This is a genomic window from Vibrio sp. 10N.222.52.B12 (assembly GCF_002875385.1).
Taxonomy (GTDB): Bacteria; Pseudomonadota; Gammaproteobacteria; order Enterobacterales; family Vibrionaceae; genus Vibrio; species Vibrio jasicida.
Genome location: NZ_MDAW01000139.1, coordinates 1 through 22,845 on the forward strand (window position 1 = coordinate 1; position 22,845 = coordinate 22,845).

At 44.3% G+C, this 22,845-nt stretch carries 22 protein-coding genes; 6 read left to right on the plus strand and 16 right to left on the minus strand.

Features of this window, described 5'->3' with window-relative positions; genetic code table 11:
• The first annotated feature begins 284 nt into the window (after nt 1-284).
• Nucleotides 285-1,265, plus strand: coding sequence for a hypothetical protein (locus BCT11_RS19640; protein ID WP_042604835.1), 981 nt, complete (start codon nt 285-287; stop codon nt 1,263-1,265).
• Between the two features lie 130 nt (nt 1,266-1,395).
• On the opposite strand, the gene tdh is transcribed toward BCT11_RS19640, so the two are convergent.
• The 9 genes from tdh to BCT11_RS19685 form a co-directional block, all read right to left on the minus strand.
• Nucleotides 1,396-2,427 carry an L-threonine 3-dehydrogenase gene (tdh, locus tag BCT11_RS19645; RefSeq protein WP_005383983.1) on the minus strand — a complete coding sequence of 344 codons (1,032 nt, stop codon included), beginning with the start codon at nt 2,425-2,427 and terminating at the stop codon, nt 1,396-1,398.
• A 204-nt stretch (nt 2,428-2,631) separates the two neighbouring features.
• A complete protein-coding gene (locus BCT11_RS19650; RefSeq protein WP_102389052.1) occupies nt 2,632-3,825 on the minus strand; it encodes a glycine C-acetyltransferase in 1,194 nt (397 codons plus the stop codon).
• 212 nt (nt 3,826-4,037) lie between these two features.
• A complete protein-coding gene (locus BCT11_RS19655) occupies nt 4,038-6,365 on the minus strand; it encodes an EAL domain-containing protein (RefSeq protein ID WP_102389053.1) in 2,328 nt (775 codons plus the stop codon).
• Nucleotides 6,362-7,294 carry a transporter substrate-binding domain-containing protein gene (locus tag BCT11_RS19660; RefSeq protein ID WP_038868423.1) on the minus strand — a complete coding sequence of 311 codons (933 nt, stop codon included), beginning with the start codon at nt 7,292-7,294 and terminating at the stop codon, nt 6,362-6,364. The genes BCT11_RS19655 and BCT11_RS19660 overlap by 4 nt, the downstream gene beginning before the upstream one ends.
• Before the next feature lie 63 nt (nt 7,295-7,357).
• Nucleotides 7,358-8,764, minus strand: a complete 1,407-nt coding sequence (locus BCT11_RS19665) for an aminotransferase class V-fold PLP-dependent enzyme (RefSeq protein WP_102389054.1) — start codon at nt 8,762-8,764, stop codon at nt 7,358-7,360.
• A 491-nt stretch (nt 8,765-9,255) separates the two neighbouring features.
• Nucleotides 9,256-10,650, minus strand: a complete 1,395-nt coding sequence (locus BCT11_RS19670; RefSeq protein ID WP_102389055.1) for a HAMP domain-containing sensor histidine kinase — start codon at nt 10,648-10,650, stop codon at nt 9,256-9,258.
• A 116-nt stretch (nt 10,651-10,766) separates the two neighbouring features.
• Nucleotides 10,767-11,498 (minus strand): response regulator transcription factor, encoded by a 732-nt coding sequence (locus BCT11_RS19675; protein ID WP_198593973.1) that lies wholly within the window; start codon nt 11,496-11,498, stop codon nt 10,767-10,769.
• 146 nt (nt 11,499-11,644) lie between these two features.
• A complete protein-coding gene (locus BCT11_RS19680; protein ID WP_102389056.1) occupies nt 11,645-12,340 on the minus strand; it encodes a spondin domain-containing protein in 696 nt (231 codons plus the stop codon).
• 9 nt (nt 12,341-12,349) lie between these two features.
• The gene (locus tag BCT11_RS19685; protein WP_085342552.1) at nt 12,350-13,033 is read right to left on the minus strand and encodes a spondin domain-containing protein; all 684 of its coding nucleotides are present in this window, start codon (nt 13,031-13,033) and stop codon (nt 12,350-12,352) included.
• 288 nt (nt 13,034-13,321) lie between these two features.
• Here BCT11_RS19685 and BCT11_RS19690 point away from each other — a divergent pair, with 288 nt between their 5' ends.
• From BCT11_RS19690 to BCT11_RS19700, 3 genes are all read left to right on the plus strand, one after another.
• Nucleotides 13,322-13,795: a hypothetical protein gene (locus tag BCT11_RS19690; RefSeq protein WP_102389057.1), complete on the plus strand. Its 474-nt coding sequence runs from the start codon at nt 13,322-13,324 to the stop codon at nt 13,793-13,795.
• Between the two features lie 77 nt (nt 13,796-13,872).
• Nucleotides 13,873-14,802, plus strand: coding sequence for a LysR family transcriptional regulator (locus BCT11_RS19695; protein WP_038895923.1), 930 nt, complete (start codon nt 13,873-13,875; stop codon nt 14,800-14,802).
• A gap of 11 nt (nt 14,803-14,813) precedes the next feature.
• Nucleotides 14,814-15,197 (plus strand): VOC family protein, encoded by a 384-nt coding sequence (locus tag BCT11_RS19700; RefSeq protein WP_039975779.1) that lies wholly within the window; start codon nt 14,814-14,816, stop codon nt 15,195-15,197.
• Nucleotides 15,198-15,247: 50 nt separating this feature from the next.
• On the opposite strand, the gene BCT11_RS19705 is transcribed toward BCT11_RS19700, so the two are convergent.
• From BCT11_RS19705 to BCT11_RS19725, 5 genes are all read right to left on the minus strand, one after another.
• On the minus strand, nt 15,248-16,687 hold the full coding sequence (locus BCT11_RS19705) for a PepSY domain-containing protein (protein ID WP_102389058.1): 1,440 nt from the start codon (nt 16,685-16,687) through the stop codon (nt 15,248-15,250).
• Between the two features lie 417 nt (nt 16,688-17,104).
• Entirely contained in the window at nt 17,105-17,464 is a 360-nt protein-coding gene (locus BCT11_RS19710) for a hypothetical protein (protein ID WP_102389059.1), read from the minus strand.
• A 173-nt stretch (nt 17,465-17,637) separates the two neighbouring features.
• Nucleotides 17,638-18,027: a cytochrome b562 gene (locus BCT11_RS19715; protein ID WP_005436021.1), complete on the minus strand. Its 390-nt coding sequence runs from the start codon at nt 18,025-18,027 to the stop codon at nt 17,638-17,640.
• A gap of 100 nt (nt 18,028-18,127) precedes the next feature.
• The gene (locus tag BCT11_RS19720) at nt 18,128-18,880 is read right to left on the minus strand and encodes a phosphatase (protein ID WP_198593976.1); all 753 of its coding nucleotides are present in this window, start codon (nt 18,878-18,880) and stop codon (nt 18,128-18,130) included.
• A gap of 87 nt (nt 18,881-18,967) precedes the next feature.
• Complete coding sequence (locus tag BCT11_RS19725; protein WP_038868406.1) at nt 18,968-19,408, minus strand: SRPBCC domain-containing protein; 441 nt, start codon at nt 19,406-19,408, stop codon at nt 18,968-18,970.
• A 255-nt stretch (nt 19,409-19,663) separates the two neighbouring features.
• On the opposite strand from BCT11_RS19725, the gene BCT11_RS19730 reads away from it, so the two are divergent.
• Nucleotides 19,664-19,849, plus strand: coding sequence for a hypothetical protein (locus BCT11_RS19730; protein WP_038876398.1), 186 nt, complete (start codon nt 19,664-19,666; stop codon nt 19,847-19,849).
• Between the two features lie 7 nt (nt 19,850-19,856).
• Nucleotides 19,857-20,558: an EAL domain-containing protein gene (locus BCT11_RS19735; RefSeq protein WP_102389061.1), complete on the plus strand. Its 702-nt coding sequence runs from the start codon at nt 19,857-19,859 to the stop codon at nt 20,556-20,558.
• Between the two features lie 6 nt (nt 20,559-20,564).
• Here the strand turns inward: BCT11_RS19735 and BCT11_RS19740 are convergent, their stop codons facing one another.
• Nucleotides 20,565-21,515, minus strand: a complete 951-nt coding sequence (locus tag BCT11_RS19740) for a hypothetical protein (RefSeq protein ID WP_102389062.1) — start codon at nt 21,513-21,515, stop codon at nt 20,565-20,567.
• Nucleotides 21,516-21,876: 361 nt separating this feature from the next.
• Nucleotides 21,877-22,815: a DMT family transporter gene (locus tag BCT11_RS19745; protein ID WP_102389063.1), complete on the minus strand. Its 939-nt coding sequence runs from the start codon at nt 22,813-22,815 to the stop codon at nt 21,877-21,879.
• Nucleotides 22,816-22,845: the final 30 nt, after the last annotated feature.

Sequence of the window (22,845 nt, forward strand, 5' to 3'; positions counted from 1 at the left end):
AACCGATCTCAGGTTAAATAACAAGATTATATTCATGTGCTATTTCTTTTATTATCTTAATACCCCATTGAGATATTAACAATTAAAATAAATCAAAAGAGACACATAAAATATTATTATTAGTGTTTTAACCTATCAAAAACAAACCTGATCACATAGTAAAACTTAAAATACAATTTCATTTTGAGCGTTTTATTAGTAAATATCACCTTTTATACAGTCACCTACTGATATATCGACAATCATTGGTATTCTCTTATTTATTTCTTATTGGAATGCCTACCATGCGATATCAATCAGCACCTGTTAATACTGAAGAAACGCAAGAAACAACAATAGAAAGAGCTGCGCGACAGCAGCAAGAACGCAGAGCTGAATTAACTTATTCATCAAGCGACTATAAGCGCTGGAATGATAATCGAGATAAAGTAGTCGCGGACCGTAAAGTAGAAGAGCAGAACAACCATATTCACGTAGGCGAAGAACGTGAGTTTCCCGATGCAATTCTGTCACCGATGCCGACATCAAGAAAGGAAATGATTGATGCGGCCGGAACACGTGTGCTACCGTCAGACTTGCTAGGCTCTAGCTTTAATAACCAATGCGTCAGCGCAGAGATCGTTGCTCACCAGATGACATCTCTCAGCCCAGCGACAAAGAAAGAAGTAGAAGAAAGTGGTGAGCTTGTTTTCAGTGGCATGCAATATAAACACGCACATGGAACAGTAGGCACTATCGAAGTCATTGATACCTTTGCAGGGCAACAACCCGACAAAAAAACATCACAGATGGCCTACTGGGTCGCGCAAGGCAAGTATCTCGATATACCTAAACACCCTGACCCTCATCGCGATCATTTGTATGTTTTCACACCAAACTTCAGCGGCTGCTCTTTTGTTGTTGATGATTGGAGTGATGATCTAATCAGGGTTTACCATGTGGAAGGCAGCAAAGAAGATAAGCAATACAATGACTTGAAGGACCATCGCAACGGTTTAATCAATTATATGAGTTTTCGCGACTACGGTTTCTACCAAAAAGGGAACACCACCATCAAGAGTGTGAATGGCTTTGCGTTTATGCGCTACAACATTCAAGCTCGTCATTGGGAAATCCATTATCAAAAGCAAGAGCATGCACCCGCACTTGGGCGGCCAACGACTTCGGCTAAAACATTATTCTCCTCAGAAAAGCACACTGTAAAAGTCATGGTTTCGAAGGAATCTCGTGTGGTTGAAACCGGAACCATCGCGATAAACCGCTAAGGCTGAATTAATAGAAAATAAGCAGTAGCGAGTTTCAAACCAACTCGATAAAACAAAAACGCCCCAAGGTTAACTTGGGGCGTTTTTATTAATCTTATATCAAGAGGTTTTAGGCTGCTTTATCGCGACCTTATTCCCAATCAAGAATAACCTTGCCTGACATACCGCTGCGCATTACGTCGAAGCCTTCTTGGAAGTCATCAATCTTGTAGTGGTGCGTGATGATTGGCGATAGATCCAGACCAGATTGGATCAGTGAAGCCATCTTGTACCAAGTTTCGAACATTTCACGGCCGTAGATACCTTTGATCACCAAGCCTTTGAAGATAACTTGGTTCCAGTCGATACCCATGTCTGATGGTGGAATACCTAGTAGTGCAATACGACCACCGTGGTTCATTGTGGTTAGCATTGAGTTGAATGCCGCCGGGTTACCAGACATTTCTAGGCCTACGTCGAAGCCTTCTGTCATGCCTAGCTCAGCCATTACGTCTTCTAGCTTCTCTTCAGCTACGTTTACTGCGCGCGTTACGCCCATTTTACGAGCAAGTTCTAGACGGTATTCGTTCACGTCTGTGATCACTACGTGGCGAGCACCAACGTGTTTCGCGACTGCAGCAGCCATGATGCCGATTGGGCCAGCACCTGTGATAAGCACGTCTTCGCCAACTAGGTCGAAAGAAAGCGCTGTGTGTACTGCGTTACCAAACGGGTCAAAGATAGACGCTAGATCGTCAGAGATGCCTTCAGGGATCTTGAACGCGTTGAACGCTGGGATCACTAGGTATTCTGCGAATGCACCTTCGCGGTTAACGCCCACACCAATCGTGTTACGACATAGGTGAGTACGACCACCACGACAGTTACGACAGTGACCACACGTGATGTGACCTTCGCCAGATACGCGGTCACCGATTTCAAAGCCACGAACTTCCTGACCAATCGCAACCACTTCACCCACGTATTCGTGACCGACAACCATAGGTACTGGAATTGTCTTCTGTGACCATTCGTCCCAGTTGTAGATGTGTACGTCTGTACCACAGATAGCGGTTTTCTTAATTTTGATCAGAATGTCGTTATGACCAACTTCAGGTTTATCAACCTCAGTCATCCAGATGCCTTCTTCAGGCTTTAACTTTGATAATGCTTTAATTTTCATAGTATTCACCAAACATTGTCCCGCTCTATGCGTGACAAAAAATTCTTTCATCTAATGCGTTTAAAGAGGAAATAAAGGCTTTGCCCATGAGCCGACTCAGAAGAGTTGGGAAAGCCTTTTTATCTTTAAACGTAAGCGCTTTTCTCCTTCCTATCTAATCCCTCTCCTATGTTTTAGGAGGAGGCTAGGAAGAGGAAACAAAACTTAGATGATGCCCATGTCCTTACCAACTTGGATAAACGCGTCGATTGCACGGTCTAGTTGCTCACGAGAGTGCGCCGCAGACATTTGAGTACGGATACGCGCTTGACCTTTTGGTACAACAGGGAATGAGAAGCCAATTACATAGATGCCTTTCTCTAGTGCGCGCTCAGCAAATTCTGCAGCTACTTTTGCGTCACCTAACATAATTGGAATGATCGCGTGGTCAGCACCGCCCATAGTGAAGCCTGCGTCTTCCATACGAGCACGGAAGTGTGCTGCGTTTTCCCATAGACGGTCACGTAGGTCACCGCTCTCTTCTAGTAAGTCTAGAACGCGGATAGAAGCGCTTACGATTGCTGGTGCAACAGAGTTAGAGAATAGGTATGGACGAGAACGCTGACGTAGCCAGTCAATCACTTCCGCTTTACCAGATGTGTAACCGCCTGAAGCGCCGCCCATTGCTTTACCTAGCGTACCAGTGATGATGTCGATACGGTCAACCACGTTGTGGTGCTCGTGCGTACCTGCACCTGTTTTACCCATGAAGCCAACAGCGTGAGAGTCATCAACCATAGTCAATGCGCCGTACTTCTCTGCTAGGTCACAGATAGCCGGTAGGTTTGCTACAACACCGTCCATTGAGAACACGCCGTCCGTTACGATAAGAATGTGGCGAGCACCTGCTTCTTTCGCAGCGATCAGTTGTTGCTCTAGCTCTTCCATGTTGTTGTTTGAGTAACGGAAACGCATCGCTTTACATAGACGAACACCGTCGATGATTGACGCGTGGTTTAGTGCGTCAGAGATGATTGCGTCTTCTTTACCTAGAATCGTTTCAAATAGGCCCGCGTTTGCGTCGAAACATGATGTGTAAAGAATCGTGTCTTCTTTACCTAGGAACTTAGAAAGCTTCTGCTCAAGCTCTTTGTGGATGTCTTGAGTACCACAGATGAAACGTACTGAAGCCATACCAAAACCGTGCTCGTCCATACCTGCTTTACCCGCTTCGATAAGTGCTGGGTGGTTAGCAAGACCAAGGTAGTTGTTCGCACAGAAGTTTAGTACTTCTTCACCAGTAGAGATTTTAACAGCCGCTTGCTGTTGAGACGTGATGATACGCTCTGCTTTGTAAAGGCCTTCCGCCTTCACTTCTTCAATTTGCTGTTCAATCTGTTGGTAAAATGCAGAAGACATTCGCAATTCCTTCCTGTTTATTTTGTCGAGTTTTCACTCGATTAGAATTAGGTTGAGCCTTTATGTGACGGGGGTCACAGGCACTTACTTATCAATTAAGTGTAGTGTAATTCAAGGAAGGAAAGACGATTATCCCTCAAGGTGGAAAAGCATTAATGAATCCGAGGCACGAATCAAGTTAATGCTTTTCTATGAGGTTGTAATGAAAGGAGTTATAACCAAGTCGGCTTAGCTAAAAGTGCTTCAAAGTCCTTAGCAGGTAATGGTCGGCTATAGTGGAAACCTTGTCCGAACTCACAGTTTAAGTTTTTCAGGTAATCCACATGGCGTTGTTCTTCGATGCCTTCTGCAACGATCTTAAGGTTGAGCGCTTTCGCCATCGCAATAATCACGTTAACAAGCTCACGGTCGGATTCGTTCTCAAACATGTTCTGCAAGAAACTGCGATCGATCTTGAGGCGATCAAACGGGAACTTCTGCAAGTAACTTAATGCGGAATAACCGGTACCAAAATCATCAATGGTGAGCTTCGCGCCCAGAGTTCGTAAGTTATCTAGCATCTCCATCAGGTCACTGCTGTGGTTAAACAACAAGCTCTCTGTCACCTCTACATCGAACAATTCTGGAGACAACCCCGACTCTTCTATGTGCTGCTTGATCTGTTCGAAAAGTCGATCACAGTATCTAAACTGCACGCTTGAGAAGTTTACCGACACAAACAGAGGTGTAACGTCCTGCCATTTTGCCGCTTGTTGGCACGCTTGACGAATGGCAAACTCACCCAGTTGATGAATCAAGCCATTCTTCTCAGCAATCGAGATAAACTCTTCTGGATTCACAAAACCAAACTTCTCGTCATTCCAACGCATCAGGGCTTCTGCTCCAACAATCGCCCCGCTGTCGAGATCAATGATGGGTTGATAATAAAGCTCTAACAAATCGTGAGAAATAGCATGACGTAAGCGACTTTCCAAGTCTAAGAAACGCTGTAAATCTTGGTTCATGTTGTGGTCATAGAAGCAGAATGCATTACGGCCGTCTTGCTTCACACGGTACATCGCCATATCAGCACAAGCGAGTAGCTGCTCTGAATTATCGCCATCTTCTGGATAAACAGACATACCAACGCTAGCGGACAAGAAGAATTCATGATTTTGCCAAACAAACGGCTCGTTAAACACAGACAATACAGTTGCGGCAAAGCGCTTAGCACTGTCGGCATTGTCTAAGTCTGGAATCACCAATAGGAACTCATCGCCGCCAATTCGTGCCAACAAATCGGTTTTCCGCACCGCCTGATGAAGCCGCTCAGCACTCAGTTTGAGGATCTCATCACCAACAAAGTGTCCCATCGAATCATTGATTTGTTTGAAATGGTCAAGGTCGATGAACATCACCAGTACATTAGAGCCTGTGCGTTCAGCGCGTGACAGCTCTAAACCAAGGCGTTCAGAACCATAAACTCGATTTGGTAAACCGGTTAATGCATCGTGCTTGGCTTGGTAAGCCAACTCCATTTCTGACGATTTACGACGCTCTATCTCACTGGTTAAACGTTGGTTTTGCTGAGATAAGAAGTCTTTGCGCTTCTTCTCTTCTTCCAGTTTGATCTTCAGCTCAACACGTGTGTTATTAAGGTTGAACGCATACAACAAGCCAAACACAATCAAAATTGCGAGGATACTTAACCCGGAAATAAATATTCGAGACGTGTAGATATCGCGTTCGCTAAGTGACTCAAACCAAGCCATCAATTTAAAGTGATGGTGCTCGATTGGCACTTCGAAATAGATCTTCTCTTTTAGCTCTTGAGCCAGTGCTTCAGGCTCAGTGATGTTTTCCTGTTCCAACTTACGGCTGATAGAATCCCATACTTCCATTTCCACATTATTGATCTTCAGCACCATGCGACTGTAACTGTCTTCATGCTCCTGATTAGTCAATTGGGAAATGACTACCTTCTCGTTGATATCCGCAATCAAATAGCCGACAGGTTTGCCTGAGAACATGACTTGCTTTATCACCTGGATAAGTACTTTGCCATCTTCACGCACCGCTCTGACTTCTTCACTGTGGTCGTGATCATTCAATAAACGCGAAGTATCAACACGATGATCGGACTTTTGACCTGTTGTGATAATGGTCGAGCCATCAAGACCTATCAAAGTTAACTGGTTGTAGATCAATTGATTATTGACGATTTTGGTTTCAGATTTCTCTTGCAGTTTACGTTTTAGATTGATCAAACTTGCGCCTAAGCCATACTCCATCGACATGCCTGAAGCGAGGTTGGCAAAGAAGGTTTGTACCGTTTTATCGGTCGATAAATGGTCTATATCTTCACTGGCAATCGTAAATAAATTATCAAGGGTGCCTGCATAACTTTTCACCTTTAGATCGAGTTCTCGATGCTGTGATTCTTTTAGTTTATGTTGACCTAAACTGGTGACCGTAATAATCATCGCCAAATAGAGCGACACCAATATCGCACTGACTGTGATGATCTTCTGACTTGATATTTTTTTTACAGACTTTCTCATATATCTTTCTTACTATCTTCTAAGAAGTAGTCATTATAAAAATAGTAAATAGATGGGTAGTATTTCTCGACCAAGGCTTGGTACGTCCCATCTTGCTTAATTGAATTTAAGTATTGGTTAAACGCGGTTTTTAATTCAGGAGAGTCCTTACGGAAGGCAACCGCCATTTTTTGGTTTTCTGATACTGGGCCAATGACTTTGATTTCCCCCGGCCACTTTTCAAGTGCAATCAATGTATCTGCAACATCAAGCAACGTACTTTCCGCATCGTTTTTCATTATGGCAGGCACCATTTCGTTCAATCGGCGCTGACCATCCGGCAAAATCACTTTTGCGCCGGTGTCATAGAGGTTATACAAGTTCGGGTCGAGACAAGAATGCTCCATCGCTAAGACTTCACGGCCTTTAATGAGTGACTTCACCATTGAAATATCGTCATCAATAGAACCTGTTGGCTTAATCGGAGTTAATGAAGAGTCAGTGCGTGCTACTAGCCAGACTGCGGATGGGAAATAGTCCTCCGAGAAATCAACAATTTGTGCTCGCCAATCAAGAATCGTGACGCCGTTAGCGATCAAATCGCCTTCAATCGCCATCTTTTCACCAACCATCAATTGCGCATCTTTGTATTCAACTTGCTGCCCAGTCAGTTTACCAACCACATTGTTCCATTGGGCTGGGACGTATTGGTAACGTACGCCAAGCGATTTAGCAAATCCCTTGATGATATCGACATCCAACCCCGTCAATGTTTGCATTTCACCTTGATCGATGTAGGAAACAAAGTTGGCATAAGGCACACCAATATGGCGTAACACGCCACTGTCCTTAATGTCTTGCAGATCGCCAGCAAAGGTCTGAATCGGTAGCAGCGTGACCATCCCTATCGCAAGAGTGGTCATGGTTTGCTTAATTGTTTTCACTGACATGATGAATATCCTTCTCTTTCACAAAGCGCCCAATTAAGGGCGCTTTGATACTTAACAACAGCGTTAGAACGAGTAGTACAGGTCTGCAATCGCTTCGATTAACCCTTCTACATCTCTCTCATCGTGGAACAAGTGAGTAGAGATACGCAGCGCATGCGTTTCAAACGAATCGTCTTTGTGCAACTTGAAGCTTGTCGTACGAATGATGTAACCATAGTCCTCGCGAAGACGATCACGGAACAATGTTAGTCGTTCCTCATCCGTCACATCATCAAACGGGTTAAAGGTCGTCAGACCGCTGGTTAGTCCTTCCACGTTTGGTGAGTACATCTTCGCATAAGGTAACGCTTCACTAAGCAGTGTTTTACATTGGTCACTCAATTCTAAAATGCGTGCTTCAATTCGGTCACGACCAATTTCATCCCACATTTTACAACTATCAGCAAGTGCTTGTTTTGACGGATAGTTATCGTTACCAATGTATTGCATTTGTAGCTGTTTGCCTAGGTAATCAGCATGAGAAAGCGATGAGTTGATCAACCACAATGGATTTTCACGATCGCTCCAGTACTCATTTAAACGGTTACCGTTATCACGTACATACAAGATACCTGTCGCGCCTGGGCCACACTGCCACTTATGGCCAGATCCTGCATAGAAATCACAATCCATATCGTGAAAATCTAGGTCGAACATACCAACAGTGTGCGCGCCGTCAACTAACGTTGGGATGCGGTGTTGCTTTGCTAAAGAACAGATAGCTTTAGCAGGGAGAGTCGTACCGGTTTTGTAGGTAATATGAGAGAACACAATAAGGCGCACATTGTGGTGGGTTTCAATCGCATCGCGGAAGGCTTGAATGTAATCTTCTTCCGTGACGTTTTCTGTACCTGTGAAAACCGGAAGCTGAATTTCTACCACGTCCACACCAAAGCGATGTTTTGCCACGTTCATTGGTGACGTTGCAGCAACGTGTTCATGGTGAGTCGTTAGAATGACATCACCTGGCTCAAAATGCAGGCCATTGATGATAGAACATAAGCCATCGGTGGTGTTGCGGCTTAGAATGATTTCATCTGGGTTAGCACCAAAGCCCGGCGCAACTTGCGTCACCATTTCAGAAACATGAGGCCAAGCACCAAACTTGTCTTTCATGTCCCACGGGTACTTAGCAACGATTTTATTGTTGTCTTCGTACCCTTCTAAAACATGTTTTGGCATCGAACCTGTCGTGCCGATATTCATGTAAGTCGTTCGTTTATCCAATACGAACTGCTTTTGTACTTTACGCCAGAAGCGTTTGTCGTTTTTTCTACCTAGTCCGTTGTTGCTCCAATCAATTTTCGGTTCTTTTGCTTGAACTGTACCGGAAAATGCGGAAGCACTGACGCCAGCCACAACTGCACCAGTTGCACCTTTTAAGAAATTGCGGCGGCTGCGATTAGTCTGAATAGATTCCTTGTCGCTCATCTTTTCGATCCTTGTCGGAAGTTTAGCCATATTATTAATTATGAATCCGTAACTATCTGTTACTAAACCATTATTACCTCATCACCCGATAGTTTAGATCTTTCAGCTGCCATTAAGTGACTTTAGTTCCACTTTTTCATTTCATATGATGATATAAGCAACAATTTAACCCCTTTACAATAAACAACTATAAGCATAATGAAATATTCATTGAAACACTTATCACAAACATAAAAGATGGCGCATTTTATAATCTTTGAATCGCGCAAAAATAAACGTTGTAATATTTTCATCACAATTTGGGCGCCAAGGTTAATATTTAAATTGAATACGTTAAATCTGTAACAAATTCAGGTTCATTCATTACAATTATTAAAGTGCCATCCAAATAACAAATCAATTGAATCATTGTCCGAGAAATAAATAAGGCCTCTATGCACGCCAAAAGATAGCAGGATAAAGAAGGTCGATGAAAGTAAGGCGCTTTTAAGCTAAGCGCCCGAAGACGGAAGTGATACGGCTCGCAAGGTAAATCGCTGTTGGTACTGAGAAGGGGTAACACTGGTTTCTAGGTAACTATGGTGCAGCATCAAAATAGACTGCACAATCTTCGTGCCGATGCCCAAAGAGCCACCTTCAGCATTCTTTTCGATATGGTTAATGAAGGTAAAATGAATTCGAGTCTTATCTTCACTCAAATGTGCTTGGCAATGCACTGCTGAACCAATTGGGCTGTGACGGAGTGCATTCTCCAATAAGTTAAGCACTAAACGCTCTAGCAACCCTTTATCGCCGACAGTTTTAATCTTATCTTCCACTTCAACTTTGAGTTCTACCGTTTTTCGTGAAAACTGGCTTTGCATTGTCTCAGCACATTCGGCCATTAAAGCGCTAAGCTCGACAGGGCAATATTCATAATTCGGCATTGGCGCTTCTTTTCTTGCCGCATCAAGTAACGAATGCAATTGGGTAGAAAGCTTCTCACAATTTCGGAAAGCGACGTCAATCAAAGGATCGGATTCCGGATGTTGCAAGCGCCACGTTTCCAAATAACCAAGCACGCTCGATAACGGCGTTTTCAGATCATGACTCAGTTGCAACAAGCTTTGACGACGATGAGACGATTGATACTCCAACTGTAAAAACTGCTGCTGAATGTGCTTCGCCATCATCTGATAGGAGTGCGCAATCGGTACTAGCTCTGGCACTTGGCGAGTAAAATCAGGTTGTAGGCGGAAGTCATGCTCGGCTTGCTGTTGAAGTTGCTTGGTCACACGCTCAATCGGGTTCAATAGACTACGTTTGACCAGCACATAAGCTCCAAGAGCAAAGCCTAAAATGGACACTAAGACCAATCCTGCCAGCGCGATGTAAGGGGTATCGACTTGAGCATTGGCAATAGAGTCATGTCGAGTACTGCCGATCACCACATAGAGATAACCGACCGTAGAGCCTAATTCCTCTATCGCCGCGACAGAAAAGACTTTGTGCTCACCACGATTACGTGGGTCTTCACCCAAAATAGGAAAAGGCTGGTCATTTAAGAATTGCTTAATGGGATTGAGATCCACCGCTCCCATGATCTCCGCTCCTTCTGGTGCTGCATGGGTGGTGATATTGCCTTGGCTATCGAGGAAGTAGATTTCAAAATCAGGGCCAATCAGCATGAGCGTGTGAAAGATCGACTTAAGTGCTTTAGGGTTGTAATCCGTCCCGATCATCAGCGGATTATCGTCACGCATATGGCTTGCCAGCTCTTTATGCAGGCTTTGCTTAGTGCGTAACTCAATGGTTTCTTTTTGCCAATTGTAAGTCAGTGCAATCACCACCGCCGCGAGGCAGAACCACAAGCTAGTAAATACTACCAAGCGAGATTTGAAGCTCATCCTATCGCCTCCTTAAACAGCGGTGTTTTTGCAACACCCGTGATGATTGAAAAATGACGGTGAAAACAACTGCCGACTTACTGTCTTGGCTTGATGTTTTGACTTACTTTCTTGCATTAGTGTCTTGGCTGAAACTTATATCCAACACCCCAAACAGTTTGAATGAAGTGATGATCAGAGTCAGACAACGACAACTTGCTGCGTAAACGGTTAATGGTGCTACACACCGTGTGGTGATAACCAGAATGACTGGTGTTCCAAACGTGATCGAGCAATTCATCTTTACTGTAGACTCTGCCCGGACGAGTCGCGAGAAACTGCAGCAAAGTAAACTCTGTCGCGGTAAGAGTGACATCTTTATCGTTTAGGGATACTTGGTGCAACTCCGGAATGATTCTCAGCGGACCAAAATCCATCGCATCATCGAGGACTTCATTTGCTACTTTGACTTCTGCGGTTTGGCTGACTCGGCGTAGCACGTTTCGCACTCGTGCTTGGAATTCTAATACGCTAAATGGCTTGGTGATGTAGTCATCAACGCCCGCTTCTAAGCCGTCTACCTTGTCCATTTCACCGTCTCTGGCTGTCAGCATGAGCACTGGGCTCCAATCTTGTTGCTGACGCAAATAATGGCAGATGTCTAGGCCATCACCATCTGGTAAACCTCGGTCAAGGATCAATAAATCAAAGGGTTGTTGCTGATATTGCGCTTTAGCATCGGCGACATTTGTGGCTCGCGACACTTGGTGTCCTTGAAACTTGAGATGCATCTGAACCAGTTCTGCCAAATCATCGTCATCTTCCACCAACAAGATGTTCGCGACTAAATTGATTGCCTGTTGTTCCATGGTCCTTTCCTTGCCTTCGAGTATCCTCACTTTGCACATGACCGGAACAAATTAGAAATTCTTTCAAAAAAGGTTCCGATGACGCCATGAGGGATAAAGCGCTCGGCTACAAGCGCTTTGGAAAGGAGACGTCATCGGAGCCTGTGTTACTCGACTCGAGTGATGGTGACTTTCGCACCTGGGTTCAAGAAACGATGGTTCGCAGAAAGTGCTGAGTTTGCTAATCCATCATCTTGGCTAACTACCCCCGCATGGAATGCAACAACGTCATTGCTGTCATTACGAGCAGCATTGAAGCCCTCACCACCACCTGCTGGGCCCGGAATGGTTGCAGCAAGTTCATCGTTCAGTTCTGTGCCGGAATCCCAAACGTTCATGCTCATTTCGTAGCTTTCACCTACTGCGAGCGATTTGAGCGATAACCCCGTTTCGCCAACAAAGGCATCATTGGTATTCACAAACATAGACGCCACAGACAAGTAACCGTAATGACTAGGGTCAACCGTGATGGTGACTTCGTCCGATGCACCCGGCAACACCAATCCATTGCCCGAAATACCTTGGTAAACACTGTCATTGCTGTTCATCAATTCAATCAGCTCAGCGTTACTACCGCCTTCGGCAAGGTGCTCAAGTTCAACAGATGCGGCTTGTCCAATTTCAAACAGCTGGTAGTCACCATTGTGAGTGAGTACAGCAAGCGGTGACATAGGTTGATTCGCAGTCAAGTTCGCAACGTTGACGGTGTAGCGGTACGATTTCACTACGTCATTATCATCATCGCTTGGACAACCGGCGAGCAAGCCGACTGAAGCTGCTACTAGTAAGATTCTGTATTTCATACATCCCCCTTACTTCACAACGATTGTGATGGTTGCGACTGGGTTTAACCAACGATGGCTGCTGCTGTCTAGGTCACTGATGCCGCCGGTTGGGTCGCTATCACCAAGGTTACCCGGATGCACGTGAACTTTGTCGTTAGTTACCGTTGCTTCAACGCCTGTGCCGCCAGTACCAAAGGTAATGAAAGGTGGGTTTGGCATGCTAGACGCAAGTTCATCGTTCGCTTCTGTACCAGCATCGTAACTTCTTAGCGTTGCTCGGTATGTACCCGCTTCCGTTGGAATCTTCCAACTATCCAGACCGACGAAACCATCATTGGTTGGCAACAACATCGCGCTCAAAGAAAGATATCCGTGGTCACCACTGTCTAAGGTGAAGGTGGTTGCAACACCCGGATTCAAAATACCACCAGCAGGATTCTCAACCACCGCACCACCAGCGTTACCAATCACACTAGCAAGCCCAGAGATATCACCGCCTTCTGCCATGGCTTCTAGTTCCGGAGTCGCTGCTTGACCCGTTCTGAACATTTGAAGCTCAGAGCCATGTGCAGCAACAATAAGTGGCGTAAAGTAGATGCCTTTGGTTGCGTTTGTCACCGTGATTTCCAATTCCGCTGCATTCACTGATGCAGAGCCTAGTGCCATAGCGACTGAAGTCATGACGAGTCCGAGTTGGGTACGTTTTTTCATTGTGATTCCATCCTTTAATGAGGGTTGAACTACCCAAGCCCATATGTACGGCTTTACTTCTTTGTTCGTGACTTGAGTAGGTTAAGCATTACGTTTCGAACGTTTTGCGTTCTTGCCTCTAAGAATGACGAGCAAATCTATCAGCAACTTCATCGAATTCTCATAAAATTCTCACAAGTTCTGTTCGAATTCTGTCAACAGCACTTTTTTACTCTTAATCAGCTATTTACACGTCGCGCTCTCCCCTCCTACAATGCGGTATTCTCTGTTTAAATCACGATTCTCACCATGATTCATAACGTTCTGTCTGCCTACTATGGCGAAATCTACGGCATCGCTTTTTTCAACCACTACTTGAGCCATTACGCCCAAAGTGAACAACAAACACTGTGGCAAACCTTGATTGAAGTGGAAGAACTCACTGCAGAAAAGCTCAAACCTGTACTGCTGACAAATGGCATGGATATCGAAAGTCGACACCAAGAGATGCTGAATAAAGGCTTGGCAGATGCAATCAAGTGGATTGGTTTACCATGGCAAGAGTTGGTGGCGACTCTTCTAAAATGGGTGGAGCCTTATGAAGTCAAGTATCGAGAGTGGCATGAAGAAGTGAAAGCTTCACAGCAGTATTCAACCGCTGAGCAAGAAGCTATCGAGTTAATTGCAGACCACGAAACGGCCATTTATCACTGTTGGCAGCAATACCATACTGGTGAATCTGGCTTGCCTGCACTCAATGCATTTTTGGCAAAATATCGTTAAAGCGAGACGGTGACACTTGAACCTCGTGAAACCGTACCAGACAATATCGTTATTCCGCTGCGCAGAACTGAACAATTATGGTTAATCCAAAACTCATTGCCCTACTTCCTGATCTTGCGTCGTTTATCTTAGTGGTAAACGAAGGCAGTTTTACCGCTGCTGCTAAACAACTCGGCGTGACGCCATCGGCTTTAAGTAAGTTGATCACACGATTAGAACAAGCCCTCTCGGTGAAACTGTTTGAGCGAACGACTCGTAAGTTGATCATTACTCAAGCTGGGCAAAAGGTTTACGACCAAAGCATCGCAATGGTGAATGCCGCGCAGCAAGCCGTTGAGCTATCTGCGGAAGATCATGCCGAGCCAACAGGCGCACTCACAGTGGCAGCCCCTGAAGCATTTCTTAATTCGGTGCTTCAACCGTTTGTGTTGCCATTCCTAGAACGTTATCCAAATATTCAGCTTAAGCTGCGTGCAGCAGACGGTGAGATCGATCTGTTCCGCCAAGGTATTGATGTAGCGTTTAAGCTCACCGACAAACCCGATGAGAATCTGGTACTCAAAGAGATCAGCAAGACCAATCTCGTTTTATGTGCTTCTCCAGATTACCTAACCAAACATGGTATGCCTGAGCACCCAACCGAGCTTGAGCAACACGACTGTATTTACCTTGCCGAGAACGACAAAGACAACATCTGGTCGTTCTTTAAAGAGGAAGCCTTTCATTCGATTGCAGTAAGTGGACGCTACGCCGTCAACCATTCTCAAATGCGCTTGAACGGGGTTAAGTCTGGCTTGGGAATTGGGATCTTTCATGACTTCGTGATCAAAGACGCGTTAGAGCAAGGGGAAGTGGTGGAGGTATTGCCGGATTGGATGATCAAGAGTAACTACCATGGCGCTATCGCGATGCAGTATGCGCAAACCAAATACATGCCTGCTCGTCTGCGCGTGTTTATCGACTTCGTTAAGGAGCATTTAGTCTCCGACGATACTAACCATGCTTGAAGAGGCTAACCATGTTTAATGCCATTCATCACGTCGCGATCATTTGCAGCGATTACTCAAAGTCAAAACGCTTTTACACTGAAGTGTTGGGATTGAAAGTCATTGCTGAAAACTATCGTGAAGCCCGAGACTCCTACAAGCTTGACCTCGCTTTACCTGACGGCAGCCAAGTGGAACTGTTTAGCTTTCCGGGCGCACCAGAGAGACCGAGCTTTCCTGAAGCACAAGGGCTACGACATCTCGCGTTTTTGGTTGATGATGTTGAACAGGTGAAAGCCTACCTAGAATCGAATGACGTTGAAGTTGAGCCAATTCGTATTGACGAATTCACAGGTAAAGCCTTTACCTTCTTCCAAGACCCAGATGGCTTGCCGCTGGAGATTTACCAGAAATAAAAAGAGCCAGCACTTCGCTGGCTCTTTTACTATTCCATTCTTTGTCTTTACTAATTCAACGCCGTTTTCAGCTTCTCGACGCGGTTAAACAACAGCCAATCCAGTGCGAGAACCGTAACAATTGCCAAACCACCCATCGGGAACGCCAGACACAATACTACCAACGTTACTAAACCAAGCTTCCAAATGCCGTCTTGCTGAAACTTAGGTGGCGCGCCCAAGGCGGTACTGCGACTAGGACGACGAATCCACCACATCACCACGCCTGTGATTGAGATTAAGATGAACGCCAAACAGAACGCCACGTTGAGCACTTTGTTAAGCACACTGACATCACCTTGGTGCAATGACACGCCTGCCGCCATGAACTTGGCAAACAGGCTGTAATCTTGCCACGTTACATCTACCAACAAGCGACCAGAATATTGGTCAAAGTGACTAGTGCGATCTTGTCTTGGGTCGGAGGTATCGCCACCCATAGAGTTAGCGGCAACGGTATAAACGCCCGTCTCAGAGCGTGGCAAAAACAGCTTATAGCCAGTGAAGCCCATCATTTCAGCCTTGAGGATGATATCATCAATAGAGAGCGCATCATGGCTGCCTGCGTATGCCATATCTTCCTTCATATTGGCATGATCATGAGCGGGCTTATCTTTCGATTCTGGCACAGCAGCGAGCTCTAAGTTCCATGGCATCTCTTCTGAAGCACCGTGGTTGAGATCTTTGTGTGTCAGTGTGGGTTCCGGTTTCTCACCCCATGTGTAATAGGTTGGGAAGGTATTCCAAGCTTGCACCATTTTCGCACCCCAGATCCCTGCCCACGACAAACCTGAAATCAAAAAGAACAACAGAACAATCGACAGCACACCACCTAAATTCGCATGCAGGTCACGCATCAAAATTCGAGGGCCATTGTTAAGGCGAATTTTCAAAAAGCCGGCGCGGCTTGCGTTGTCTCTAGGTAACCAAAGGTATAAACCAGACACCAACAGCAAAATCCCCAAACTTGCGGCGATTTCAATTAAACGGTCGCCTAGGTCGCCGATGAGCAAGGTGCCGTGAATGCTGTTCATCAGTTCATAGATGCTATCACCACGGTCAATGGTGCCTTGTACGTCTCCTGTGTAAGGATTTACTGCAACAATCAGCGAGCTGCCTTCTTGGTTTTGAATCGAGAATCGGTTGGCAATATCGGCCGTTTTAGCAGGTACAAATTGAGTGACATTAAAATCGGGATACGCCTGCTTTACGGTTTCCAATTGTGCAGAGACAGTAACGGTTTTTTCGTGTGGTATGACGTGCAATGTCGTCTCGTATCGAGCCAGTTCGATTTCATCATCAAACAGCATCACCAACCCTGTAAGGGAAAGCATGAGCATGAACGGGATAACGAATAACCCTGCGTAGAAGTGCCATCGCCACGTCATAAAGTAGATGGATTTTGCGCGCGAGGCTTCCTTAAGTTGAGGCTTTGCCGAGTTTCTCAACATATGTATTTTCCTTTTTTCATAGTTAAACGCCCAAATTCAGCCAAAAGAATCCTGCACATACGCATTGGTATGCGACTCTATTTTGACTAAGGTTCGGGAGTACCACTGCTCGAAGTGGCAGTGTTGCTGACTATATACCCAAGTGACTTCAAGATGCTGGATTCAGAGCGTTGTCATTGATTCGAGTGCAAAAGAAAACAACGCTGTGTAATAGACAACTCTTTCCAAGTTGTTTGAAGCAGCAATCGGAGCAATGACACGCTCCCGAAGGGCGAGTTGCCTTGGCTTGTATACTTTGTTGTCGATATCTTGATTTAGACCCACTAGACCTTTAAATCGCCGCCGCGTCTACAAACCAAGTCATTCTCGCTGAACCAAGCATCTCGAGGTTACTTGGGTATCGTGTAATGGTTTTTGTTATGAGAAAAGGGAAACTGGCGGCGCTCTAGGAACTGGTGTTTCAAATCGCACACTTAGAGCCAAATAAGCGTAGCTGTCAGAAATCACCAAGCTCTGTCTTGAAAGTATCGGTGTCGTTGGAAGTGTATCGTGATGAAAAGTCGAGAAGTGGCTAAAAGGACAAGGCTTACCTTTGTGGCTGACAGAGTTGTCACCCTCTTCTATTTGAACCAACTCAAAACCGTTAAGCGTACATAGCGTCGCCCACACGCCCATGCTGTTACCATGAGCATTGATAACAGGCATCAGCGTCACTAGCACCCAACTGAGAGCACTAGCAAATAACATCGAGCGGTAAAAAGGAATTAATCTACGCATAACGGTGACTTAACAAATTTCACACAGCGTAACCAATTCTGAGTGGTAGCTCAAAAACAGGATCAATAAGTGGCTGCTACCTCACAGGTTTTCTTGAATACCTCGATTGACAGGCACAAAAAAGCCCGCCGAAGTGGCAGGCTGATGGTCATTTCTTCAAGTTGGATAAACGGTTAGCTAAACAGTTTGCTCCAGATACTTGGGTTGCGTTTGTCGTGGTACTCTTCACGAAGGCTATCGATTTCACGCAGTTGGTCTTTCGCTTCTTCTAGCTTGCCTGCATCAAGATCCGCTTCAATCTTATCAAGCGTTACCGTCAGCTTGTTAAAGCCTTCTAAGTAGATATCGAACTTCTCTGGTGGGTAATTACCACGCTTAGATTGTTCAACGATCGCTTGCAAACTATCAATCGCAGATTTCATGGTTTCAACATCAGACGCTTCTGCCGCCTGTTTGAATTCCATCTTCATCTGCTTCATGTTTTGTTTTAAGTCGACGGCTTCTGCCATTGCGTACGTTGAGCCTAACGCAATGACACACCCCAACACTAAAGGACGTAACATCTTCACTTCTCCATTGAATGCCGAATTCTGAGCCGGCTTTTTAATGCCAGCAGTGTAAAGCAATCCCTTAACACTTGCATAACCAAAAATGTAATCAAGTTTATGCGTTGCGAATCTCGTCATACTCTGCAATTGGCGTGCGGCCACGCAGCTCTAAGAAGGCTAAGAATTGTTGTGCTGAGTGCGTAATAACTTTACCACTATCGATGCCGACTCTATCCATTAACTCACCCACCAAGCTCAGGTTACCCACATCGTGGCAGAAGTGCGCATCACTGCCTGTGGTGAAGAAGACACCGAGCTCTTTACCGATTTGGGCAATCTCATGGCAACGGTCTACGCTGCCAACACGGCTGTTACCTTTCAATGTGGTGTTATTGATTTCAATCGCGACATTGTGCTCTTTAGCGCACTTCAGTACAGCTTCAAAATCGAAGTCAAAGTTGGGGTTACCTAAATGGCCTAGCGCATCAACGCGACCGTTTTTGATGATGTTCAACAGAGCTTCAGTGTGCGTAGCACTATCTGCTGGGCGGAACACTGGCTCATGAAAGCTAGCAATCACCCAATCCAAGTTGCGATCAACGCTATCTGGAATATCGATGTCACCCTCGGTGTTCATGATGTTAGATTCAACACCGCGAATAATGGCAACGCCTTCAAGAAAGCGAGGCAGAATTTTCTGGTTAGAGAAGAACCAGTAATGAGGCGCACCCGGCATTGATTCCGCGTGGTCGGTCGTGCAAAACATATCCAGCCCGTTCTCTTTTGCCGATTTAGCGTTTTCAATCAACGTACTGTAAGCGTGACCGCTAGCGTACGTATGCGTGTGGGTATCAACCTTAAATTCCATCATCAACTCTCTTGGCGCACAAACTGGCGGCTATTGTATACCCACATGTCAGTGATCGTCAGCCCAATATTGGGACGAAATCTAATCTTATTCCTCACAGATCGTTTTAATCAGCGGCAATGCTTTCTCCCAACCATGATTGAACATCGACACAAAATCACTATGGGTAGAAATGGTGATACTGAGCAACAAGCGATCTTGCAGCACATCGATCTGGTAGATCTCCCGTGATCCGATCCACTTAGAAGCCAAGTCAGCGTCTAATTGCTGCCTATTGTCTGGGTTGAAGATGGCAACATGATGAAACTCAAGTTTATGCAGTGGCAAAACAGTGTCCACTACTGCCCGAGTCCCCCCCATGTCTGGGTCGTAAAAAGTAATATCCCCTCCCTCTTCCCAGTCGCCATCAAATTGAGATTGCGGTGAAAAAGCTTGTGCCCATCGTTTGTACAATTCGATATCCGTCAGCACGCTCCATACGCGCTGCGGCGTGGCTGCAATCTCGACGTGATAATTTAAAGTCAGCATGTTCTCTCCCTTAGCTACTTTCTTGACGCTAGTTCATCCTGATTAAAAATCAAACAATTCGGTTGTAACCAGAAGAAGAATTGCGAGGCCCGACATCAATGGGCAAGTTCGCATGCAAAGGAGCCACGAAGGCGACATTTAGCAGTCGCTGCATAATAAATACAACTCTGCCAACTCAATATTTGGTGCTTTTCATTAAACTTCGCCATATGGATCGAGATAGAAACAAAGTGAAGCACTAACAACGGACAAAACATGAACGGCTTAAAAAACGGTGAATTTCAATATATAAAACAATGCATTAATGAAATGAAGCCGGAACAATTACGCGAAATAAAAGGCGTAATTGAATTTAGAAGGAAAGCGTTAATCGATGAGAAACCGCTTATCTCTGACGAAGAGATGGAGTTTATCACCATCATGTTCAAGAAAATGGAATAGCAAACACATGTGTTTTTTGATTGAAGACTATTTAAACAAAAAAAACAACGGCATCGACATCAATTACAAACTGCAAGAAATTGTCGATGAAGGCGGAGTAAACCTCGGATATGAGGTGCTTATTAACCCCGCTAATTTAACAGATAGCGCAGCAAACGAAGTGTATGATCGAGAAATCAAATACCCGCACATGAGCCGAGCATTAATCGCACGCTTAGATAGGTATATTGCTCGCCATGCATGCGACTTTAAAGGGAAACATCTATTCATAAACCTTGAGCGAAGTAACCTATGCGATAAATATTTGCTGTGTGATATCGTCATTCTCAAGAACAGCCTAGTAAATCTAAAGGCGAATTTGGTGATTGAAATAACGGAAAGAGATTCATGTAAGCGCTGTTCCGAGATCAGAAAAGGATTTGAGTTTCTGCAAAAACAAAAAGTGTTACTGGCCGTTGACGACTATGATTTAAACTCTGACTTTCGAGAAGAAGAGCTCCTTTCCGGCTTCTATCACTTCCTGAAAGTAGAACACTCTGATGAAGCAGATTACTACAACAGAGTGCTGGCACTGAGCAAGAGGACACGAACAAAATTAATCATCGAACGTGTTGAAACGCAAGTGGCACGCAAGCAAATTACCCAAAGTGATGTCCAGTTCTGGGGTTTACAGGGGTTCTTGTATACCACTATCGCAGTGAGCCTTTGAGAAAAATCACTCCTGACGGAAGTCCTTGAGATTACATCTATTGCATTCTACAAAATTACACAATTCCAAACAGCGAAGTTTCTTTTTAATTTTTGGAATTAAAACAGGATTAGAAATTGCTCTAATAATATCGAACTTCACAAGGTACAACCCCATTCTTTGGTTATTATCAACAGGGGGGTAATATTTTATTTCTTCTGCGTTAAATACTTTTTTTGAAAATTCTAGAATTGGATATCCGGTAATAAAAATATAGACATAATCTTTAAACTTACATTGTCTTAGCAAATAATAGCAAATAGCTTTAACAACTAACTCAAAGAAATGCTCTGAATTCATAGCATGGCCCAACATGACCAAACAACTGCGCTTTAGTTCGTTTTCTGGAATAGGAATAAAAGATGGAAGATTATCTAACTTCTCTAAGTTTAAGATGCCAGCCCAATGTCCAACTATGTCACCTTGACTGTTTTTTAATAGGATTCCCTTGTATTTAACCTCATTTTTTAACGCGTACAATTCGTCAATAAAGCCACGTAGCGCAGACACATTGTCATAGAAGTCATGAAATAATTCGATATGTTCATAGTATGTGTGAGATTTAATTTCACTGGTCACTTTGTCTGGCATACGATTATAAGACATAGCGGTTAACGAGAAATCAAACGCTTTTATAAGGTTCGTCAAGACTGCCGAGTAACGAGACGGGCTCTTTTGTTCATTTTCGTCAATGGTAACGATGATGTCCGCAAGATCCTGTTCAAGAGACTTAGCAATAAGAAACTGCTTGTACAATGGAGGGACGACTTTTCCTGTTAGCCACCGACTTAATGTAATTGAGTCTAAGCCTTTAAAGTCATCGTAATATGATTGTTGTAATATCGCGATCAACTCTTTTCTAGAAATTTCTCGCTCCTCTAACCAAGAAGCAAGTTCCCTTTCGAAATTGTAACTCATAATCTCACCACTAAAACTGTATTTTTATTTATTAGCGAATAATATTAACCAGTATCTTTGCCAATAACAAGCCAGCCATACAGTCATTCATGTTTTTCTTTCGATATTTAACCATGACTGACTAAGATTAATAGATTTTAGTCATGAGTAGATCATACACTAAGATAATAAGGCGTCAGGTTAGCAGCTCCGTCGATACTAAAAAAACGATGCTAACACAGTTGATTTTTGTTAAAGATATTATCCCATATTTACTAGTGGGTATTATAAGATAAAATACGAAACAACTATTAATATATAACATAATTATTGAAATCACTCTAAACAATGTTGTCGAGAACGATTTCCCATTTAATGTTCACTAATCAATACGTTTAAACAAATTAACGGTTCGCTTTTGATCCATATACGCAACTAACAACCGGACCCAACAAGTGTTCAGCACTGTCGCAAGGACAATCAAAGTCACGCCTATAATTTGTCTGTGGCTCATTTGGTCATCGAAAAACGCCCATTGCCATAGTGCAGTAAACAGGAGATTGGTGAATATCAGCGGTGCGAGCTGCGAACCACTACTAGCCAATTGATACGCTTTCGAACGAAATACCTGTGTATTGATGATCAAAAGAGACATCAAAAAGACAAGCACTGTATTCGGTGTTTCAAATTCGTGTAATGAAAGCGAGTGCAATAAAACATTTGCATCATTGAAGAGCACCAGCGGTAATATCAGTAAAGCAGCGCAACCGAACGTCCAGAAGTTGATTTCTAGTGGCGACATTCCGCTCTTACTAGCTTTATAAAGTGTCAGCTGCGAACCCGAGTTAAACAAACCACCCGCCAAGCCCAATAACAGGTCGACTCGCCATGTAAACTCACCATCAGAGCCTGCCAACAGAATGACACCAGTAAATGCCATAACAAGTGCCATTATGGTCGATATTCGTATCTGACCGCGCATAAATAGCTTCTCGACGATTGGCATAAACAGTGGTCCAGTAGCGAAAAGGACCACGCCTTCAACAAGAGTGAGCGTTTGTAACGAGGCAATAAAACAAAGCTGACACAGCCCAATACAAAAAGCTCGAAGTAAAATGGGTTTAAACGTACTGGCTGTCGGTAGCCTCAGTCTTTTGAACCTTAGCATCACTAACAGAATGAGCGCTGGAGTAAAGAAGCGTAAAAAACTGAACATGGTGACCGAAAAATCATTGCTAAGCTGCTTTGCTAACAAACCAGTAACAGATAAGCTTAATGTAGACATCAACATGAAGACGATGGGTTTGTTTTCTACGTTCATTGGATACTCCTTAATTCATGGAGTATTTTA

Bases quoted from the DNA above. Each gene is read 5' to 3' on its own strand.
- BCT11_RS19720 (WP_198593976.1), bottom strand. From the start codon at position 18,880: ATGGAATTTAAGGTTGATACCCACACGCATACGTACGCTAGCGGTCAC.
- BCT11_RS19725 (WP_038868406.1), bottom strand. From the start codon at position 19,408: ATGCTGACTTTAAATTATCACGTCGAGATTGCAGCCACGCCGCAGCGC.
- BCT11_RS19710 (WP_102389059.1), bottom strand. From the start codon at position 17,464: ATGCGTAGATTAATTCCTTTTTACCGCTCGATGTTATTTGCTAGTGCT.
- BCT11_RS19735 (WP_102389061.1), top strand. From the start codon at position 19,857: ATGTGTTTTTTGATTGAAGACTATTTAAACAAAAAAAACAACGGCATC.
- BCT11_RS19715 (WP_005436021.1), bottom strand. From the start codon at position 18,027: ATGTTACGTCCTTTAGTGTTGGGGTGTGTCATTGCGTTAGGCTCAACG.
- BCT11_RS19670 (WP_102389055.1), bottom strand. From the start codon at position 10,650: ATGAGCTTCAAATCTCGCTTGGTAGTATTTACTAGCTTGTGGTTCTGC.
- BCT11_RS19705 (WP_102389058.1), bottom strand. From the start codon at position 16,687: ATGTTGAGAAACTCGGCAAAGCCTCAACTTAAGGAAGCCTCGCGCGCA.
- BCT11_RS19695 (WP_038895923.1), top strand. From the start codon at position 13,873: ATGGTTAATCCAAAACTCATTGCCCTACTTCCTGATCTTGCGTCGTTT.
- BCT11_RS19690 (WP_102389057.1), top strand. From the start codon at position 13,322: ATGATTCATAACGTTCTGTCTGCCTACTATGGCGAAATCTACGGCATC.
- BCT11_RS19700 (WP_039975779.1), top strand. From the start codon at position 14,814: ATGTTTAATGCCATTCATCACGTCGCGATCATTTGCAGCGATTACTCA.
- BCT11_RS19655 (WP_102389053.1), bottom strand. From the start codon at position 6,365: ATGAGAAAGTCTGTAAAAAAAATATCAAGTCAGAAGATCATCACAGTC.
- BCT11_RS19660 (WP_038868423.1), bottom strand. From the start codon at position 7,294: ATGTCAGTGAAAACAATTAAGCAAACCATGACCACTCTTGCGATAGGG.
- BCT11_RS19640 (WP_042604835.1), top strand. From the start codon at position 285: ATGCGATATCAATCAGCACCTGTTAATACTGAAGAAACGCAAGAAACA.
- BCT11_RS19675 (WP_198593973.1), bottom strand. From the start codon at position 11,498: ATGGAACAACAGGCAATCAATTTAGTCGCGAACATCTTGTTGGTGGAA.
- BCT11_RS19665 (WP_102389054.1), bottom strand. From the start codon at position 8,764: ATGAGCGACAAGGAATCTATTCAGACTAATCGCAGCCGCCGCAATTTC.
- BCT11_RS19685 (WP_085342552.1), bottom strand. From the start codon at position 13,033: ATGAAAAAACGTACCCAACTCGGACTCGTCATGACTTCAGTCGCTATG.
- BCT11_RS19650 (WP_102389052.1), bottom strand. From the start codon at position 3,825: ATGTCTTCTGCATTTTACCAACAGATTGAACAGCAAATTGAAGAAGTG.
- BCT11_RS19745 (WP_102389063.1), bottom strand. From the start codon at position 22,815: ATGAACGTAGAAAACAAACCCATCGTCTTCATGTTGATGTCTACATTA.
- BCT11_RS19740 (WP_102389062.1), bottom strand. From the start codon at position 21,515: ATGAGTTACAATTTCGAAAGGGAACTTGCTTCTTGGTTAGAGGAGCGA.
- BCT11_RS19730 (WP_038876398.1), top strand. From the start codon at position 19,664: ATGAACGGCTTAAAAAACGGTGAATTTCAATATATAAAACAATGCATT.
- tdh (WP_005383983.1), bottom strand. From the start codon at position 2,427: ATGAAAATTAAAGCATTATCAAAGTTAAAGCCTGAAGAAGGCATCTGG.
- BCT11_RS19680 (WP_102389056.1), bottom strand. From the start codon at position 12,340: ATGAAATACAGAATCTTACTAGTAGCAGCTTCAGTCGGCTTGCTCGCC.